We start from the raw sequence: 17034 nt of genomic DNA on the forward strand, positions 1-17034 counted from the left end.
GCTATCGCTCATGATGGGTCCGCAATTGTTGGAGTATTGAAATCTGTCGTGTGAAATCAGCGGCGCGCCGGGCCGGCGCCCCAAGCAGGGCGTCGCTCACTTGCGCTTCCGGCAGCCCGGCCAGGCGCGCCAGGCGGCGCGCGCGCTGGGCGGGGTCCAGGGCATGCAATTCCGGCAGGCGGCGCAGCAGCTGTTTCTCCGTGCTCTTGCGCACGGCGTCCAGCAGCAAGGCGCGGCCCTGCGGCAAGCGCCACAGCCAGCGGCCGCTGGCCTCGATATGCTCGATCAGGGCGCGGCGCGCGGTGGCGGCTTCGGGCAGCATGGGGCCGAAGCGGCGCGAGGCGCTCCAGGTCCACAGCAGCAGCAGGGCGGCCAGGCCGATCACTACCAGGCGGCCATGCTGCCACAGCCAGGCGGCCCAGCTCACCGGTTCGCTGTGCTGCACCAGCATCACCGGCGCTTTCGGGCCGCTCTGGCCGGCCAGCAACAGCAGCAGTTCGCCGTGGTCGAACTGGCGCAGCGCCTCGTTGTCGAAATAGCTGTCGCCGGCGTCGACCGCCACCATCGCTACCTTGCCGCGGCCTTCGCCATACACCAGCACGGCCAGTCCATAGGTGTCGCCCCACAGCGGTGCCGCGCCCTTGCCCTCGATGCGTTGCAGGGTGTCGGAAGGGCGGGCCAGCTCGATGGTATTGGCGGCGCCGGGCGCATTCAGGCAGACCAGGCGGGGCGGGCCATCGGGCACGTTGCCATCTCCTTCGTCTTCCTCCTCGTCCTGTTGTTCCTGCCCGGACGCGCGCTTTTCGCGGCGCTTCGATTCCAGCGGGTCAATGCGGCAGGTGTCGTCCACGCGGGTGCTGCCCGACATGGCCACGCCAAAGTGCTTGCCCAGGGGATCGGTCGATTGTTCGAGGACGGCTTCTTCGCCGTCGCTGTCGTCGACCCAGTCCGGCGTCATGATCAGGGTGTTGCCGCGCCGGACCCAGTCCAGCAGCAGCCTGGCCTGGCGTTCGTCCGGCGGGCGCGCATAGCGCGACAGCAGCATGACGCCGTCCGGCAGTTGGTTCAGCAGCTGGTAGCTGAGCACCGGCTCGACGCGCACCTGGTGGCCGCGCGCTTCCAGCAGCCTCGTTGCCGCCAGCATCGGGTTCTTTGTCTGTGCTTCGGAGACGTGGTGCTGGCCGCGCCACACCTTGTGGAAGTACAGGTGCCACAGTTCATAGCCGGCGCCGGCCAGCAGCACGGCAACGATGGCGATCACGGCGAGGGTAAGGGAGTTGCGCTTCATGCTGCCTCGCGGTCGAAATGGGCTTGCCAGCGCGTGCACAGCGCTGCCACGTCTTCGCCGGCCGGCCAGCGTGCGCCATAGGCGGCATTCAGCCAAAGCGTGGTGGCCTGGTCGGCCAGCGCCAGGCTATTGCCATCGAGCGTGCCGGCGGCATTGGCGCTGCGCGCCTGGGCCAGGCATTCGCCTTCCGTGGCCCCGTGGTGCAGCTTGAGCGACTGGCGGCTGACCAGGCGCGACAGCGTGGCGCGATACAGCAGCGCAAGGGCGGCACGCTGCTGCCCTTGCTGCCACAGTGCGCGCACGGCGGCAGCGACGTCGGCCGGCAAGCTCTCCTCGCGGATATCGAGGCCGCCGACTTCGGTGGCCAGCCGCGGTTCAGGCGCTGCCGCAAAATTGAAGCGCAGCGGCGCGGCGTAGCGCCACAGCAGCCAGGCCACCAGCGCGATGGCGCCGCCGATCAGGGCCACCTTGAAGACGCCGGCCAGGATAGCCGCCATCCAGCGTGGCAGCAGCGGCGTGGCTTTCGGTTTTTCCTTTTCCTTTTCCTTTTCCGGCGGAATGCGCAGCTCCCACTGCTCGCCGCAGCGATAGCCGCGCAAATCTTCGTGCGCGAACACCTGGTCAAGCTGCTGGCGCAGTGCGGCCTGTTCGGCCGAACGGGCAGGTCCGCGGCCCGTGTCCTCTTTCTTGAGTCCTTCCGGCGGCTCGCACTCGGTGACTGCGGGCTTGGCGCCGGCCGCCTGCGTGGCGGCCTGCACCGGTTGCGGCATGCCTAGCAAGGCCATGGCCAGCAGCGGCGCAGCCATCAGCACGGCGGCAACGTGGCGTGCTGCCGCCGGCCGCGCCGGTGGACGCAGCTGGCGCAGCACGATTTCGATGTCCCACGCTTCCAGCGTGGCGCGGCGGTTCAGGTAGAGGGTGAAGGTGCAGGCAGTGTAGACCGGACCGATGACGGCGCAGGCCAGGCACCATGCGGCGGTGCACAGCGCCGCCTGCAAGGCATCCTGGCCGGTCAGGCCGAGCAGCGCAAAGGGATTGGGCGATTCTCCCGGCATGAACAGGCCGGCCAGGGCCAGCATGCCGAACATCAGCACGGCTTCGAAAGCGGCGCAGGTGTAGCCAAACAGCAGGGCCGCGCCGCCGGTGCCGTTGCGGGCGATGGTTGCGCGGCGCGCCGTGGCGATCTTGCCTCGAGCGCGTTCCAGTACCCATACCGGCTGGTGCAGGCCGCGCCCGGCCATGAAGGGACGCCACCAGGTCAGCATGCGGAACCAGCCGCCACCCAGCTCGCGCGGCCAGGCGCGCAAGGCATCGCGCCAGCTGGCCTGATCGCCGAACACCTGGCGCGCCAGGACGTGCAGCGGTGCGCGCTCCAGCAAAGGACGCAGCCACCAGGGCAGCAGCCAGCCCAGTGCCAGGTCGGGGTTGTACCAGCTGATCAGGACGGCCAGCGCCGACAGCGGCAGCCACAAGGCCAGCCAGGCCCGCCATACGTCGGCCCCGCCCGCATGCAGCAGGGCGAAACCAAGGTCCAGGCCTTGCGCATTGCTGCGCGGGCGCAAGTCAAGGCGCAGCTTATCGAGTTGCATGCTCGCCTTTCCCGCGCCCGGCGAAACCAAAGAACAGGAGCACGATGGCCCAGCATACGGCGCCCACGCCGTACTTGACGGCCGGCGCAAAGCCGCTGGCCGACCAGAAGGCTTCGAAGAATGCGGCCAGCACCGTCAGCAGGGCGGCGCCTGCCACCACCGGGTACATCTGGACGCTGGCCTCCTGCAGCGCACGCCGGCGGCGCAGGCGGCCCGGCTTGACCAGGGCCAGGCCGAGGCGCACGCCGGCTACACCGGACAGCACCAGGCCGGTCAGCTCAAAGCTGGAGTGGGTCACGACGAAGGACCAGAAATTCGTGCGGGTCGCCGGGTCGAGGCTGAGCCAGGCGGCCACCACGCCCATCTTCATGCCGTTGAACAGTACGCTCAGCAAGGCCGGCACGCCGCCGAAGATGCCGCTGGCAAAGGTACGGAAGCCGATCGAGACGTTGTTCCAGATATAGTGGCCGAACATCTGCAAGTCGCCTTCGCTGCCGCCGCGGCCAGTCTTGATGCTCGAGGGCGAATACATCTGGTGCATGCGCGTCAGCTCTTCCGGCGAGGCGAACATGAAAGCATTGTGCGAGTCGTGCCAGACCAGCGCGCCGATGGCAACGGCCGGCCCCAGCAGGCAAAGCAGCACCAGCAGCAACAACTTCCATTCGGCGCGCACGCGGCGCGGCAGGTCCAGGCGCAACCACTGCAGCAGCACGGTCGGGCGTTCGGCCGCCACGCCGTACAGGGCGTGGTGGCAGCGCGCCACCAGGCTGTGCAGGTAGGACACCAGTTGCGGCGAGTAACCGCGCTGGCTGGCCAGGGCCAGGCATTGGCACAGGCGGCGGTACTGTTCGGGCAGGGCTTCGCGGCCTTCGGCGCGCTTGGCCAGCAGGGTGTCGATCTCGTTCCACAGCGCCCCGTATGTCGCTTCGAATTGCGCCTGCTTCATCGCACCAGTCCTGCGGCCATGCCGCGCAAGCGCTCGAGCGAGGCGTCGCCGGCGCGGCCGGTCAATGGTTCGGCGATATCGGCCAGTTCCAGCATGCGCCCGTGCGGCAGCCGGCTTTCCCGCGCGAACAGGTCGGCCAGGGCGCGCTGCTGCTCCGGCGTCAGCGGGAAGGGCAATGGCAAGGGCGCCGCAGTGGGGACGTCGACGCGCTTGGGCGGCTTGTCGCGGTACACCACCTGGGTGCCGGCCACGATATCGCCCAGGCGGCGGAAGTGGCGGTCGCACAGCATGGCCAGCAGGCCGGAGGCATAACACAGCGGCAGGAAGTCGGCCACCATCAGCAGGTTGCGCAGCATCGATTCGCGCCAGCGCAGCGGCAGGCCGTCGGCGCGCAGCACTTGCAGGCCGACAATATGCTTGCCCAGCGTACGCCCGCCTGCGTAAACCTCGCACAACACCGGATAGGCCCAGTAGGCGAAGAAGAACAGCAGCGCCGTCATGCCGTTGAACAGCTTTTGGGAAGGGATGATTGCGCCAAGGAGCGAGATGAGGACGCTGGCGCCCATGCCCCAGGCGGCGAAATCGATGGCCCATGCGTAAGCGCGCACCACCGGACCGGCAGGAACAAGCTGCAAACGCACGCCTTCGGGGGTGGTCAGGGACAGGCGTCCATCGAGAAGGGAATTCATGCCATTTATTTAACCATAAAATTTCCTCAAAGGAAATATTAATGGAAATGTTTTATGCCTGCCGCCTCCTCGATTTGCCGGTAATCGCGCGACTGGCGCACGCTGCCGATGGCTTGCCAGATGGCTTCGATCCGCTGCGGATCGCGCTGGTAGACGCCGCGCGCCACCATCAGGTGCAGGTGGACGGTGGAATAGGGCCGCTCGGCCTCGCGGACTTTCCCCTTGAAGCGGGGATCTTCGTGCGCCAGCTTGCTCGCTTCCAGTCCCTGCAGGACGGCGACGTCGAAGCTGCCCTTGGTCAGCATGCGCAGCGCATCGGCCGCCGACTTCACGGTGTCATGGGGGATATAGCCCTTCTCGCGCAATTGCTGGCCCACCAGGTAGCCGGTCTGCACCACCACCACCTTGCCGGGCGCCCGCAATTCGTGGCCGTCCCAGCTGCCGTTGCCGCCCACGCGCAGGAATACCAGGGCCGCATCTTCAAATAAGGCGCGGCCGGGGTCTTCGCGCCCATCTGGCAATTGGGGAATGCGCGACCAGGCGCGGCGGTCAATTGCATCTGCCGCACCCACTATTCCATCCACCTGGCCAAGTTTTAATTCACTTAAGCAACGCTTCCAGGGTTTCGGGGAATAAATAAATTGTTCATTGAGGAGTAATTCAACTCTCTTCAATAATTCAAAATTGAGGCCTTTTCCATCCGGCGTGCTCCACGGTCGCTGGTCCACATCTTCAAAGCACAGGCGCAACGGGGGTTCTTTCGCGGCATGGGCAGCCATGCCGGTGAACAGGGCCAGCAGCACGCAGAGGCTTTTATAGCTCATGGCATAAAGATTATCACGAGGCATTTTATCTGCCGGGCGACTTCATAAAAAAGATCCATGCATGTTGTATTTACGCATGTATAACTGGAAATAATAGACGGATGAAAATGTTGCATATAAATTCTGCTTAGTCTTTTAAAAATCTGTATGGAAGAGAGAAATACATGAATAAACATTTTCCGATTGCAGCATTAATGTTGTCCGCCAGCCCCTTCGTGCTGCTGGGCCAGGCCCACGCACAGGATGCGGCTCCTATCCAGGCCCAGCAGCCTGCCGAGAGCACCACAGACGAGATCCAGAAGGTGGTCATCGTGTCGACCGGTAGCCGTGGGTCGCAGCGCACCATGGTCGATACCCCGGTCCCGGTTGACGTGCTGAGCTCGCGCGAACTGACCAAGACCGGCCAGGCCACCCTGGACAAGTCGATGCAGTTCCGCGTCCCATCCTTCAACACCGTGCAGACCCCGGTCAACGACGCCACCTCGCTGCTCGACCCATACGAAATCCGCAATATGGGCCCGAGCCGGGTGCTGATCCTGATCAACGGCAAGCGCAAGAACATGAGCTCGCTGGTCTATACCCAGACCTCGCCTGGCCGCGGTGAATCCGGTTCCGACATTTCCGCCATCCCTTCCGATGCGATCAAGCGCATCGAAGTGCTGCGCGACGGCGCTTCGGCGCAGTACGGTTCCGACGCGATTGCCGGCGTGGTCAACATCATCCTGAAGGACAATGCCGAAGGCGGTTCCGTGACCGCGCGCACCGGCATCACCCACAAGCACGATGGCGGCATGGGCGGCCTAAGTGTCAACCAGGGCTTCACGCTGGGCGGCGACCGCGGCTTCTTCAACTACACCATCGATGCTTCGCGCGTAAACCTGTCCAGCCGTTCCGGCGTGGTCAGCGCCGCTGGCGAAGCGAGCGACTTCGGCGCGTCGCTGGCGGACGTGCAGGCCTTCCTGTCCAAATATCCTGACGCGCGCAACATCAACGGCTCGCCCAAGACCAAGGCTTACAAGGGACTGTTCAATACCCGCTACGAGGTCGGCGAAGGCGTTGCGCTCTACGCCAACGCGGCTTACGTGAACAAGAAGATCAACTCCTACGCCAATTACCGTACCCCGTACTGGCGCCCGACCGACTACGGCCTGCTGCACCCGGCCGGCACGCCATATGAAGGCTACCAGCCGACCTTCGACGGCACGCTGGATGACTACAATGCCACCGGTGGCGTGAAGATGGACCTGGCCGGCTGGACCACCGACTTCAGCTTGACCTACGGCGGCAACAAGCAGAAGTACGATGTGGATCACTCCGTCAACCGAAGCATGGAAGACGATGTGCTGGCTGGGATCAGCACCGAGCGTTCGCCTACGCATTTCAATGCCGGTGGTGTGAAGTTCGAACATTATGTGTTCAATGGCGATATCTCCAAACAGCTTACCGACACCGTCAACTTCTATGCCGGCACCGAACTGCGCCACGAGAAATATGAAGTAATTGCAGGCGACCGCTTCTCCTGGCAGGGCACCGGCGCCGACTCTTTCGCCGGCAACCATCCGGACAATTCCTTCCCATCGTCGCGCTCCAACTACGGCCTGTACGCCGGGGCTACCTGGGACATCAGCAAGGAATGGCTGGTCGATGGCACTGGCCGCTGGGAAAAATATACCGACTTCGGCTCAGCGTTCGTATGGAAGCTCTCCACCCGTTGGAAGGCCAATGACTGGCTAACGTTGCGCGCGTCCGCGTCGAAGGGTTTCCGCGCGCCTTCGCTGGCGCAGATTTACACGCAAAAGGCGCAGTATTCCTTTGTGCCGGGTTCCGGCATCCAGGTCTCGGGCTTGGTGAACAACGTGTCGCCACAGGCGGCTGCCCTGGGCGTGCCAAAGCTCAAGGCTGAGAAATCCAACAATATCACCCTGGGCCTGGGCCTGAAGCCGGATGAAAACACCAGCATTACGCTGGACTACTACAATATCAAGGTCAAGGACCGTATCGTACTGGGCAAAGAAATCAAGCCGATCTGCGTACAGCCGACCGTTGAGCCGACCGATCCTGCTTATCCGGACCAGTTGGCCGCGTATAACACTTGCTTCAGCGCCAGCCAGCTGGACCAGGAACTGGCGAAGGCCAAGATCGTTTCGGTGAGCTTCTTCATCAACGCGATCACCAGCCGCACCGAAGGCTTGGATTACGTCCTGTCGCGCAAGAACATCCCGCTGGCTGACGGCAAGCTGACCCTGAACCTGTCCGGTAACTATACCCACAAGAACGAGCGCGATGGCGCGGTGAGCAATCCACCCCTGGTGGCCAATGCTGGCCAGTCCGTAATGGATGCCACCCAGGAAGCGCTGATGTTCACGTCGCGTCCGAAGTTCAAGACCATCCTCGGCGCGGACTGGGATTATAAGAAGCTGAACCTGTCGGTCAACAACACCGTATTCGGCCCGACCCGCTTCCGCCAGGCTGGCCTGGACAGCAACCTGGAGACCAAGTTCAAGACCAAGAACGTCACCGATTTCGCCATCAACTACAACCTGATGCCGAACATGACCCTGTCGTTCAACGTCAACAACGTGTTCAACACCACGCCCAAGTGGGAGTTCAAGGCTCTGAATGCCGACGGCCAGGCGATCATCGACGATCCAAACCTGAAGGCCATCCAGCGCAACCTGATCACCTTCAACGGCCGCTACGACATGGTGACCTACGACGGCTCCCATTTCAGCCAGCTTGGCCGCACCTACGCAGCGTCGCTGAACTACCGCTTCTGAACCGGTACCCGGATGCCGCGAAAACCGCCCCCTTGGGGCGGTTTTTTATTGTAAAGTGCATCATCAACCGATCAGGGGGAAACCATGCTCTCGATGCGGCGGGCCATCACCAGTGGCGCACAGCATGTACGGCCCGTTATTGACGATGCAGTACTTGCCCGCTACGTCGACATCGGCCTGGCGGTGCGCGAGGCGTTCCGTAGGCCGGAGCAGCGCGAAGTCTTTATCGAACGCCTGAAACCGCACAGGCGCCTGATTGCAGGCAGCGTACCGGCCGGCATCCAGCAGCATGGCATGCTGCCGGAGCAGGCTCCTTCGCGTGGATTGGCCGAGATCTCCGATGCGGAGCTGGCGCAATGGCTGGCCGACGATGGCCGCCTGATCTACGGCGAATTCACGCAGCAGGAACTCGATAACTACTTCGAAGCGGTGATGCCGTGGCTGCCCTTGCGCGGCCATTTCATTGATCTTGGCAGTGGCCTGGGCAAGGTTGTATTGAGCGCGGCAATAGCCTTGCCCGGCATGCGCTGCACAGGCGTTGAGCTGCTTGGCTATCGCAACGAGATGGCGCAGCTGCGGCTGGAGCAGATGCTGGCGGCCGGCGCGGCGGAAGAGCCTGCCGTTGCAGCTAGCGTCGCTGACCGGGTACGCCTGCTGCACCAGGACATGTTTGCCGCCGATGTCTCCGATGCCAGCATGGTCTATATCTACAGCACCTGTTTTGCGCCGATGATGGACCGGCTGGCCGAGAAGCTGGCAAGGGAGCTGCCGGAGGGCGCCTTGGTAACAACCGTCACCTTTCCCCTGCCGCATCCGGCCTTCGAACTGGTGAGGCAGTTCGCGCCGCCCAGCGTGGCCTGGACGACGGTTTTCCTGTATCGCCGGCGCAGCGCTCCGCAGGCGGCTACGCCGCCTGCGGCCAGCGCTCTTTACGAGCCGGATAGCGCTGCCTGGGAATCTTCCGTACGTGCGGCATTCACTGCCTATGATTCATCTATTGGAACCTGACATGGAAATTCGTGCGATGACACTGCCCGAGCTCGAAACGGTGCTCGATTGGGCTGCTGCGGAAGGATGGAATCCGGGCCTGCAGGATGCCGCCAGTTTTCACGCTGCCGACCCGGGCGGCTTCCTGCTCGGCACGATCGATGGCGAGCCGGTGGCCAGCATCTTCGCGGTGCGGTACGGCACCGGCTTCGGCTTCATCGGCGGCTATATCGTGCGGCGCGAGTTCCGCGGGAAAGGCCACGGCATGGCAATCTGGCGCGCTGGCATGGCGCGGCTGGAAGGACGCAACGTGGGACTGGATGGGGTGCCGGCCCAGCAGGCAAATTACGCCCGCTCGGGTTTCCTGCTGGCGCACCGCAACGTGCGCTTCGAAGGGCGGGGCAGCGACGTCCCGGCTGCCGACCGCGTGCTGCCCTTAGGCCCGCAGGATATCGGCGAGGTACTGCAGTATGATCGCGCCTTCTTCCCTGACGACCGCGGGCAATTCATGCGCTGCTGGTTGCAGCAGGATGGCAGCGTGGCACTCGGTGTGCGCGATACCAGTGGCGTGCTGCTTGGCTATGCGGTGTTGCGTCCGTGCCGCTCGGGCTTCAAGATTGGCCCGCTCTGCGCCGAGTTGCCCGAGGTGGCCGAAGAATTGTTGCAGGCCTTGCTTGGCCGCGTGCCGGCCGAAGTACCGGTGTACCTCGACGTGCCGGAACCGAATGCCGTTGCGCTGGCGCTGGCCGGGCGGCACGGCATGCGTGCCTGCTTCGAAACGGCGCGCATGTACACTGGCGCGGACCCTGGCTTGCCGCTGGCGCGGCAGTACGGCATCACAACTTTTGAACTGGGCTGAAAAATAGTGCTTGACCTTGACGCTGCGTCAACCTTGAGGATGGCTGCATGTACACCGTGAAACAGCTCTCCGACATGACCGGCGTCACCGGCCGCACGCTGCGCTACTACGACGGCATCGGCCTGCTCAAGCCTTCGCGCATTGGCGGCAACGGCTACCGCTATTACAACGAAGCGGACCTGCTGCGGTTGCAGCAAGTCCTGTTCTACCGGGAGATGGACGTGCCGCTGGCCGCTATCTGCGACATCATGTCGCGCCCCGGCTTCGACGTGCTGGCGGCGCTGCAAAGCCATATGCAGGCACTGGCCGGGCGGCTGCGGGAGCTGCAGGGACTGATTTCCACGGTGGACAAAACCATACTCCACCTGAAAGGAAACCAGACCATGAAAGCAGTTCAACTCTTCGACGGCCTGCGCGAGCGCCAGCACCAATACCAGCGGGACGCGGAACGGAAGTACGGCAAGGAAGTCGTGCAGGCATCGGCCCGGCAATGGCAGGGCTACAGCGCAGACAAGCAGCAAGGCTTGATCGACGAAGGCAACGCGCTTTACGCCGAACTGGCAGCAGCGATGGGACAGGGCGCCAGCAGCGCCGCCGTGCAGGCCATGGTCGCGCGCTGGCATGAACATATGCGGCACTTCTGGCCTGCCGAGCGCGAGCACCTGCCGCGCCTTGCCGCCACCTACCGCGACGACCCGCGCTTCCGCGCCACCTTCGACAATATCCACCCCGGCCTCGCGCCTTTCATGGTCGAAGCCGTCAGCGTCTACGCCGCCTGAACAATTCGTTTGCACCACCGCAAAACGCGCCGCCCCGTGCGGCGCTATTCTCCCTGTAACGCAGCCTGCCAGGGAGTGAATATGTCCAACTTCTACCAGTACTTCCGAGAAAATATGGAATCGCTTGGCCTGCCGGCTCCAGCGTCCCTATTTGGGAACCTGCAAATGGCGTTGGCGAACGCGGCGGTATTCATTGCACATGTCGATAAATTCGGGCAACGAATTACGGTAGGTGAAATGATCGGAGCGGGGCTGCGCGCGGAAAAACTCGGCACAGTAGCGACAATGGCTGCTGCATTTTATGTGGGCGCAGTGGTCGGGAGTATTGCTGTTGCGGCGGGGCGGACACTGAGCGCTGGCGTTTCCCTGGCCGACGTGATGTGGGACATCCGGTGCAATGGCTTATACCGGCCATGGCTGGCCGACACGATGCGTCGCCACCCGGTGATCTATGATAAAAGGATGATAGGTCGCAGCCTCTATCAGGCACGGATGATTCGATGATGAAAGACCAGATTCTTCTTCTCCTGTCTGCCACTGCATGTGCGCTTGGCGCGTGGGCGTTCTGGCGGTATCTGGATACTGATGCGGTAGTCGCGCTGATGATGCTGGCGCTGGTATCGGCTGTTGCTGACAACCTGCGTTTGCGCCGCAAGTTGCGCGAATCCAAGCGGCGCGGTTGACAGGGCCGCGCGGCGGCGCGGAGAATGGCTTCTTCACAACCCTGCTGGATAGGAGGACGCCATGAAGCTTCGTCGTGTCGCGCAGTACCTGGTTGTTGTTGCCGGATTTACCGTGGCCGGCGCTGCCGTAAGTGCCGCGCCGGAGAAGAAGAAGGCCGCCGCGCCGCCTGACGAGAAGGCGGCAATGGAGGCGATGAACAAGGCCGCCACGCCCAACGAGGCGCATAAGAAACTCGAAGCGCTGGCTGGCAAGTTCACGGTCAAGTCGAAGATGTGGATGGACCCGTCCAAGCCGCCTGAAGAAAGCGATGGTTCCGCCGAGCGCAAATGGATCATGGGCAACCGCTACCTGCAAGAAAGCTACCAGGGTAAGTTCATGGGCCAGCCTTTCGACGGCATGGGCGTCCAGGGATACGACAACGTCACGAAGAAGTACTTCGGCAGCTGGATCGATTCCTTCAGCACCGGCATGACGCTGGCGCGCGGCACCATGAACGGCAACACCATCAAATACAAGGGCATGATGTCCGACCCGATGATGGGCAAGGAAGTCCCTTATACGATGAGCATGGCCATCACCGACAACGATCACCACAAGCTGGAAATGTGGGGGCCGGGACCGAACGGCAAGGATATGAAGTGGATGGAAATGAACTACACCCGCGTCAAGTGATCGAGGGCACGCAAGACTGAACCGGCCCTGGTTCCCGACAGGACCGGTTCAGCACGGCATCAGCCGCGGCCAAGCCGTGGCGTGCGGCGCCCCGGCGCGGAGGATGAATTGTCGGCATCGACGCGGAACACGCCGACCGCCTGCAATAGCGCCGCCGACTGCTGCTGCATGCTGGCCGCGGCGGCGGCGGCCTGTTCGACCAGCGCGGCATTCTGCTGCGTTACCGCATCCATTTGCGAAATCGCCTCGTTGACCTGCGCGATGCCAGCGCTTTGTTCGTTGGAAGCCGTGCTGATCTCGTTGATGACCTGGCGCACGCGATGCACGCTCTCCACCACTTCCTGCATGGTGCTGCCGGCCTGCGCCACCAGCGAATTGCCGATGCCCACGGTTTCCACCGAAGCGCCGATCAGGTCCTTGATCTCCTTGGCCGCCGCCGCGCTGCGCTGTGCCAGGTTGCGCACTTCGGACGCCACCACCGCGAAGCCGCGCCCCTGTTCACCGGCACGCGCCGCTTCCACTGCCGCATTCAGCGCCAGGATATTGGTTTGGAACGCAATGCCGTCAATCACGCTGATGATGTCGACAATCTTGCGCGAAGAGCTGTCGATCGAGGCCATGGTCTCGACCACTTGCGACACCACGGCGCCGCCTTTCTGCGCCACTTCCGAGGCGTTGGCTGCCAGCTCGTTGGCGGTACGTGCGTTGTCGGCGTTCTGGCGTACGGTGGAAGTCAGTTCTTCCATCGATGCCGCTGTTTCTTCGAGCGAGCTGGCCTGGCTTTCGGTGCGTGCCGACAGGTCGCTATTGCCTGCTGCAATTTCGCTCGATGCGGTGGCGATGGTATCGGTGGCAGTGCGCACCGAGCTGACGATGCGCGCCAGGTCGTCGCGCATGCCCTTCAGGGCATTGACCATGCTGTTATTGTCGTCGCGCTTGACGTCGATCGGCACGGTCAGGTCGCCGCCGGCAATGCTGCGCGCAATCGAGGACGCGTAATCCGGCTCGCCGCCCAGTTGGCGCAGCATCCCGCGTGCGATGAACACGCCGATGCCAAGCAGCACCGCAGCCAGCAGGACTGCGCCGGCGGCAAAGGTGACAGCGCGGCCGCGCACGGTGGCATCGACGGTGTCGACGTAGACGCCGGAGCCGAGGATCCAGCCCCATGGCTCAAAGCCTTTGACGTAAGAAACTTTTTGCACCGGCTTGTCGCTGCCCGGTTTTGGCCACATGTAATCGACCGGGCCGGCGCCTGCTTTCTTGACCATGTTGACGAATTCGACAAACAGGAACTTGCCGGTCGGGTCCTTGTTGGTGCTGAGGTCTTTGTTGTCGAGTTCGGGCTTGATCGGATGCATGATCATCTTCGGCTGCATGTCGTTCAGCCAGAAATATTCGTTGTTGCCATATCGCAACACCTTGATCGCATCCATTGCTTTCTTCTGGGCTTCCGGGCGCGGCAGGGCGCCGCTGGCTTCCTGCTTCTGGTAGTAGTCAAGCACGCCATACGCCGTTTCAACGGCCTGCCGCACATTGCTGGTTCTTTCCTCAAGGATGAGGGTGCGTTCCGAGATAAGGAAGATGGCGGTAAGGATGATGATGCCGAGGATGGCGCCGGCATTCAGCACCGCGAGTTTCTTGGCAATGCTCATCGACTGCGTGAAGTTCATGGTTTGTCTCCAGCTGAAACGATCCTTTTTGTGAACCCAGCATGGCATGCCTCGCAAAAAAAGAAAAGGCCCTCTGTGGAGGGCCTTGAACTGGACTTGTGTTTTTATTTCGAACGTTTCGCTGCGCTTTGGTCACGAATCGTGCGGAACTCGGAGTCGCTCGACCAGTTCGGCCAATCCTTCAATTCAGCCAGGTCGCGGCCCAGGCTGTACAGAATGCCAAGGTCGCGCGCCATGCCGGTGAAGGGCCATTTGGCATCCCACTCGTCCGAAGGCTGATGGTAGTTGTTGGTGTTGTAGGCTTGCATCGCCGCTTTGCCTGCAGCCACGCCGCCTTCCTCCCAGTCTTCGCCGGAGTTGAGGGAGAAGGCAGGTACGCCACGCTTGGCCATCGGGAAGTGGTCGGAGCGGAAGAAGTAACCGGCTTCGGTGTGCGGGTCCGGCGTGAAGCTCACGTTGATGGCCTTGTACTTGGCCACCAGCATATCCAGCAGGTCCAGCTTGGCGCTGCCGGAGATGGTGAAATTGCGTGCCGGACCATATGGGCTCAGGGCGTCCATGTTGATCATGCCGACCGTGGTGGCCAGCGGGTACACCGGGTTGGCTGCGTAGAACTCGGAACCGAGCAGGCCCTTTTCTTCCGCCGTTACGGCCAGGAATACCACGCTGCGCCTAGGCGCAGGCGCCTTTGCGTAGGCGCGGCCCAGCTCCAGCAAGGCGGCGATGCCGGTGCCGTTGTCGATGGCGCCGTTGTAGATCTTGTCGCCTTTGGCGTCAGGCAGGCCGACGCCGAGGTGGTCCCAGTGGCCGCTGTAGATCACGGTTTCGTTCGGCGCCGCACTGCCTTCGCGCACGGCCACCACATTCTTCGACTTGATCACTTGCGCGTCCACCGCGTAGTGTGCCGACAGGCTCACGCCTTTCAGTTCCACCGGCTTGAACTCGCGCGCTTGCGCCTGCTTCTTGAGTGCGTCGAAGTCGAGGCCGGCGCGCTTGAACAGGTCAGCTGCCACGTCGCGCTGGATCCACGCTTCCATCGGCGCGTGCGACTTGCCTGGGTCCTTGCGCACGATGTCGTACATCACGTTGGTGTTGGAATTCTTCACCGTCGCCCAGCCGTAGGAGGCCGGTGCGGTCTCGTGCACGATCAAGGTGCCGATTGCGCCCTGGCGTGCCATCTCTTCGTACTTGTAGGTCCAGCGGCCGTAGTAGGTCATGGCCTTGCCGCCGAACTCACCCTGGCCGGTTTCGAAGTCCGGATCGTTGATCAGTACCACGGCCAGCTTGCCCTTCAGGTTGACGCCCTTGAAGTCGCTCCACTTGCGCTCCGGAGCGGTCACGCCGTAACCGACAAAGACCAGCGGAACCTTGTCGAAGTCGACGCGCTTGGCGCCATTCATCGCGGCGCGCACGGCCATCTGCTCGCCTTGTGCGAACGGAATATTGTCCTTGCCGGCGTGCGCGTTCAGCACCACCGGGCCTTTGATCTCGAAGCGGCCCAGCGGCACTTCCTGGTACCAGCTACGCTTGCCCTTCACCAGGTCACCGCCCGGCTTCAGGCCGGCTGCTTCGAACTGCTTGGCGATGAATTCAACGGTCTTTACTTCGCCGGCGGTGTTCGGGCCGCGGCCTTCGAATTCGTCGGATGCCAGAGTCTTGACGTCCTGCGACAGTCGTTGCGGGTCGATCTTCGGCACGTCCTGCGCTTGCGCTGCGGCTGCAGCCAGCAGCACGGTGGCCAGCATGGAATGTTTCACTGCTTACCTCCTGGTTGGGGTGAATGGATCTCAAACCCGGCAAGTATCGGGGTTGCCGGCCCCCAGGTCAAATGCCCGGCCCATATGTAACTTAATGTTGCCCGTTGCGCCCCTCGCAATTGAAAAGTCGGGGTCAGCTCCGGCAATCGGACACGGGCTCAGCCGCTAGCGGCTGAGCCCGTGTCCGATTGCCGGAGCTGACCCTGACCCTTCCCCTCATATTTCACTGACACGCACCATCGATATCAGTTCGACAAGTGCGTGTTTGAGATCTGTCAGGTGGATCGAAGGCGGCTGGGCCTCACTAATCCAATGCATCGCCAATGACAGGATTGACAGGGTGCTGGCGGCCTTCGCGCGACTGCCGTAGGCGACATTGAAACCTATCTTGCGAGCGGCGAGTCCGATAAGCCAGAGTGCGTACGCGAGCAACGCTCCCAGTAAAAGCAATACAGCCAGGCGTCGCAATGTGTAGGTTTGGCTAAAGCGTAGCCCCATACCCCACTGCGCGTTCTTGAGATCGCGGAAAGTCTGTTCAATCTGCATGCGGCCGGCATAGATGTTTGCCACTTGCTCGGCATTGAGGGAGGCGAGCTTGGGTGAAACGGCGAGCAACCATGGCTCGCGTTGTCCCTTACTATTCTTCTTGCTGCGGCAGCTGCGCGCCAGCTTGCCGATCTTGGTCAGCCGGTGCCGCCCCTTGGCCTGGCGTTTCAATAGGACGAGCCGACACAGGGCAGGATTGGCCCGCGTATAGAAGTATTGACCCAGGTCGCGCGCGTGGGCGCATGCCTGCGCATAGAGTGTTTTGCAGCCAGCCCAGTCAGAACTGTCGTGTGGGCGCACCATGTCCCGATTTCGGATTCTCCCTACCCAGGCAAATCCGAGCTGGTTAAGCAGCTTGAACCAACTGGCGCGAAAGCCGGCATCGGTGATGATGATAGCTCGGCTGCCAGGCGGCAGTATGCTACGCAACGATTGCATGAAGTTTCGGTGCACAATCGGTGAACCGAGCTTGGCACAGGGATGGACTTCTTCATATAACGTGAAAGCGCGGCCCTTGATGATGGCCGCTGCCCGCAGCAACTGAATACTGCTATCGTCGCGTACCGCCGACCAGTCCACAGCAATCTGCACGCCAGGGCGGCGAATCACGCGACGCGCCATCGCGCGGTACACCGCATGCTTTTCCTGCGCCAGATGGGGATTGCTCAAAAGTCGATCGCAGCATTTGATGCGATGACGCAATTGCGTCGCCGAGGCCAATTTCTTGCCCATGCGCACCAGGCTCAGGCCACCATGCAACGCCGCGATTGCCACCTTGGCCAGGCATGCTCGCCGCTTGGCATGCATGTTCGGACATTCCTGCTCCAATAACCCCTGTATGATTGCATGTGCATGCATGGCTTATTCCTTTCCCTCGCAGTTTGGACGCTACGAATGAAAGGGGTGACACAGCCATGCATGCGCCGTTTTTGGGATTGAAAGTTAACAGCTTCCTTAGACGTTTACA

At 62.6% G+C, this 17034-nt stretch carries 15 protein-coding genes; 7 read left to right on the forward strand and 8 right to left on the reverse strand.

Annotated elements, in window-relative coordinates; all coding sequences use genetic code 11:
- Nucleotide 1: 1 nt before the first annotated feature.
- The 5 genes from ACWBU6_RS05395 to ACWBU6_RS05415 are packed head-to-tail and all read right to left on the reverse strand — an operon-like array spanning nt 2 to nt 5084.
- Nucleotides 2-1288, reverse strand: a complete 1287-nt coding sequence (locus ACWBU6_RS05395; protein ID WP_452647814.1) for a DUF4350 domain-containing protein — start codon at nt 1286-1288, stop codon at nt 2-4.
- The gene (locus ACWBU6_RS05400; RefSeq protein WP_452647815.1) at nt 1285-2877 is read right to left on the reverse strand and encodes a hypothetical protein; all 1593 of its coding nucleotides are present in this window, start codon (nt 2875-2877) and stop codon (nt 1285-1287) included. Before ACWBU6_RS05400 ends, ACWBU6_RS05395 begins: the two co-directional genes overlap by 4 nt.
- On the reverse strand, nt 2864-3823 hold the full coding sequence (locus tag ACWBU6_RS05405; RefSeq protein ID WP_452647816.1) for a stage II sporulation protein M: 960 nt from the start codon (nt 3821-3823) through the stop codon (nt 2864-2866). The genes ACWBU6_RS05400 and ACWBU6_RS05405 overlap by 14 nt, the downstream gene beginning before the upstream one ends.
- The gene (locus ACWBU6_RS05410) at nt 3820-4512 is read right to left on the reverse strand and encodes an RDD family protein (protein WP_452647817.1); all 693 of its coding nucleotides are present in this window, start codon (nt 4510-4512) and stop codon (nt 3820-3822) included. The genes ACWBU6_RS05405 and ACWBU6_RS05410 overlap by 4 nt, the downstream gene beginning before the upstream one ends.
- 38 nt (nt 4513-4550) lie before the next feature.
- Nucleotides 4551-5084, reverse strand: coding sequence for a hypothetical protein (locus tag ACWBU6_RS05415; protein WP_452647818.1), 534 nt, complete (start codon nt 5082-5084; stop codon nt 4551-4553).
- 416 nt (nt 5085-5500) lie between these two features.
- Between ACWBU6_RS05415 and ACWBU6_RS05420 the strand changes: the two genes are divergently transcribed.
- From ACWBU6_RS05420 to ACWBU6_RS05450, 7 genes are all read left to right on the forward strand, one after another.
- Nucleotides 5501-8113 (forward strand): TonB-dependent receptor plug domain-containing protein, encoded by a 2613-nt coding sequence (locus tag ACWBU6_RS05420; RefSeq protein ID WP_452647819.1) that lies wholly within the window; start codon nt 5501-5503, stop codon nt 8111-8113.
- Between the two features lie 84 nt (nt 8114-8197).
- The gene (locus ACWBU6_RS05425) at nt 8198-9121 is read left to right on the forward strand and encodes a histone methylation protein DOT1-like protein (protein ID WP_452647820.1); all 924 of its coding nucleotides are present in this window, start codon (nt 8198-8200) and stop codon (nt 9119-9121) included.
- Nucleotide 9122: 1 nt separating this feature from the next.
- Nucleotides 9123-9959: a GNAT family N-acetyltransferase gene (locus ACWBU6_RS05430; RefSeq protein WP_452647821.1), complete on the forward strand. Its 837-nt coding sequence runs from the start codon at nt 9123-9125 to the stop codon at nt 9957-9959.
- Nucleotides 9960-10006: 47 nt separating this feature from the next.
- Entirely contained in the window at nt 10007-10738 is a 732-nt protein-coding gene (locus tag ACWBU6_RS05435; protein WP_452647822.1) for a MerR family transcriptional regulator, read from the forward strand.
- 81 nt (nt 10739-10819) lie between these two features.
- Complete coding sequence (locus ACWBU6_RS05440; protein ID WP_452647823.1) at nt 10820-11242, forward strand: hypothetical protein; 423 nt, start codon at nt 10820-10822, stop codon at nt 11240-11242.
- Nucleotides 11239-11421 (forward strand): hypothetical protein, encoded by a 183-nt coding sequence (locus ACWBU6_RS05445; protein ID WP_452647824.1) that lies wholly within the window; start codon nt 11239-11241, stop codon nt 11419-11421. The genes ACWBU6_RS05440 and ACWBU6_RS05445 overlap by 4 nt, the downstream gene beginning before the upstream one ends.
- 61 nt (nt 11422-11482) lie before the next feature.
- Nucleotides 11483-12094: a DUF1579 domain-containing protein gene (locus ACWBU6_RS05450; protein WP_452647825.1), complete on the forward strand. Its 612-nt coding sequence runs from the start codon at nt 11483-11485 to the stop codon at nt 12092-12094.
- Nucleotides 12095-12153: 59 nt separating this feature from the next.
- Here the strand turns inward: ACWBU6_RS05450 and ACWBU6_RS05455 are convergent, their stop codons facing one another.
- The 3 genes from ACWBU6_RS05455 to ACWBU6_RS05465 form a co-directional block, all read right to left on the reverse strand.
- The gene (locus tag ACWBU6_RS05455; protein ID WP_452647826.1) at nt 12154-13764 is read right to left on the reverse strand and encodes a methyl-accepting chemotaxis protein; all 1611 of its coding nucleotides are present in this window, start codon (nt 13762-13764) and stop codon (nt 12154-12156) included.
- A gap of 104 nt (nt 13765-13868) precedes the next feature.
- Nucleotides 13869-15521 (reverse strand): M28 family metallopeptidase, encoded by a 1653-nt coding sequence (locus ACWBU6_RS05460; protein WP_452647827.1) that lies wholly within the window; start codon nt 15519-15521, stop codon nt 13869-13871.
- 216 nt (nt 15522-15737) lie between these two features.
- On the reverse strand, nt 15738-16925 hold the full coding sequence (locus ACWBU6_RS05465; protein WP_452644560.1) for an IS4 family transposase: 1188 nt from the start codon (nt 16923-16925) through the stop codon (nt 15738-15740).
- Between the last annotated feature and the right edge of the window lie 109 nt (nt 16926-17034).

It is taken from the genome of Pseudoduganella sp. HUAS MS19 (assembly GCF_053615455.1).

What these genes read in the sequence shown, in the direction of transcription:
- ACWBU6_RS05395 (WP_452647814.1), bottom strand. Translation starts at nt 1,288, where the DNA reads ATGAAGCGCAACTCCCTTACCCTCGCCGTGATCGCCATCGTTGCCGTG.
- ACWBU6_RS05400 (WP_452647815.1), bottom strand. Translation starts at nt 2,877, where the DNA reads ATGCAACTCGATAAGCTGCGCCTTGACTTGCGCCCGCGCAGCAATGCG.
- ACWBU6_RS05405 (WP_452647816.1), bottom strand. Translation starts at nt 3,823, where the DNA reads ATGAAGCAGGCGCAATTCGAAGCGACATACGGGGCGCTGTGGAACGAG.
- ACWBU6_RS05410 (WP_452647817.1), bottom strand. Translation starts at nt 4,512, where the DNA reads ATGAATTCCCTTCTCGATGGACGCCTGTCCCTGACCACCCCCGAAGGC.
- ACWBU6_RS05420 (WP_452647819.1), top strand. Translation starts at nt 5,501, where the DNA reads ATGAATAAACATTTTCCGATTGCAGCATTAATGTTGTCCGCCAGCCCC.
- ACWBU6_RS05425 (WP_452647820.1), top strand. Translation starts at nt 8,198, where the DNA reads ATGCTCTCGATGCGGCGGGCCATCACCAGTGGCGCACAGCATGTACGG.
- ACWBU6_RS05430 (WP_452647821.1), top strand. Translation starts at nt 9,123, where the DNA reads ATGGAAATTCGTGCGATGACACTGCCCGAGCTCGAAACGGTGCTCGAT.
- ACWBU6_RS05435 (WP_452647822.1), top strand. Translation starts at nt 10,007, where the DNA reads ATGTACACCGTGAAACAGCTCTCCGACATGACCGGCGTCACCGGCCGC.
- ACWBU6_RS05440 (WP_452647823.1), top strand. Translation starts at nt 10,820, where the DNA reads ATGTCCAACTTCTACCAGTACTTCCGAGAAAATATGGAATCGCTTGGC.
- ACWBU6_RS05445 (WP_452647824.1), top strand. Translation starts at nt 11,239, where the DNA reads ATGATGAAAGACCAGATTCTTCTTCTCCTGTCTGCCACTGCATGTGCG.
- ACWBU6_RS05450 (WP_452647825.1), top strand. Translation starts at nt 11,483, where the DNA reads ATGAAGCTTCGTCGTGTCGCGCAGTACCTGGTTGTTGTTGCCGGATTT.
- ACWBU6_RS05455 (WP_452647826.1), bottom strand. Translation starts at nt 13,764, where the DNA reads ATGAACTTCACGCAGTCGATGAGCATTGCCAAGAAACTCGCGGTGCTG.
- ACWBU6_RS05465 (WP_452644560.1), bottom strand. Translation starts at nt 16,925, where the DNA reads ATGCATGCACATGCAATCATACAGGGGTTATTGGAGCAGGAATGTCCG.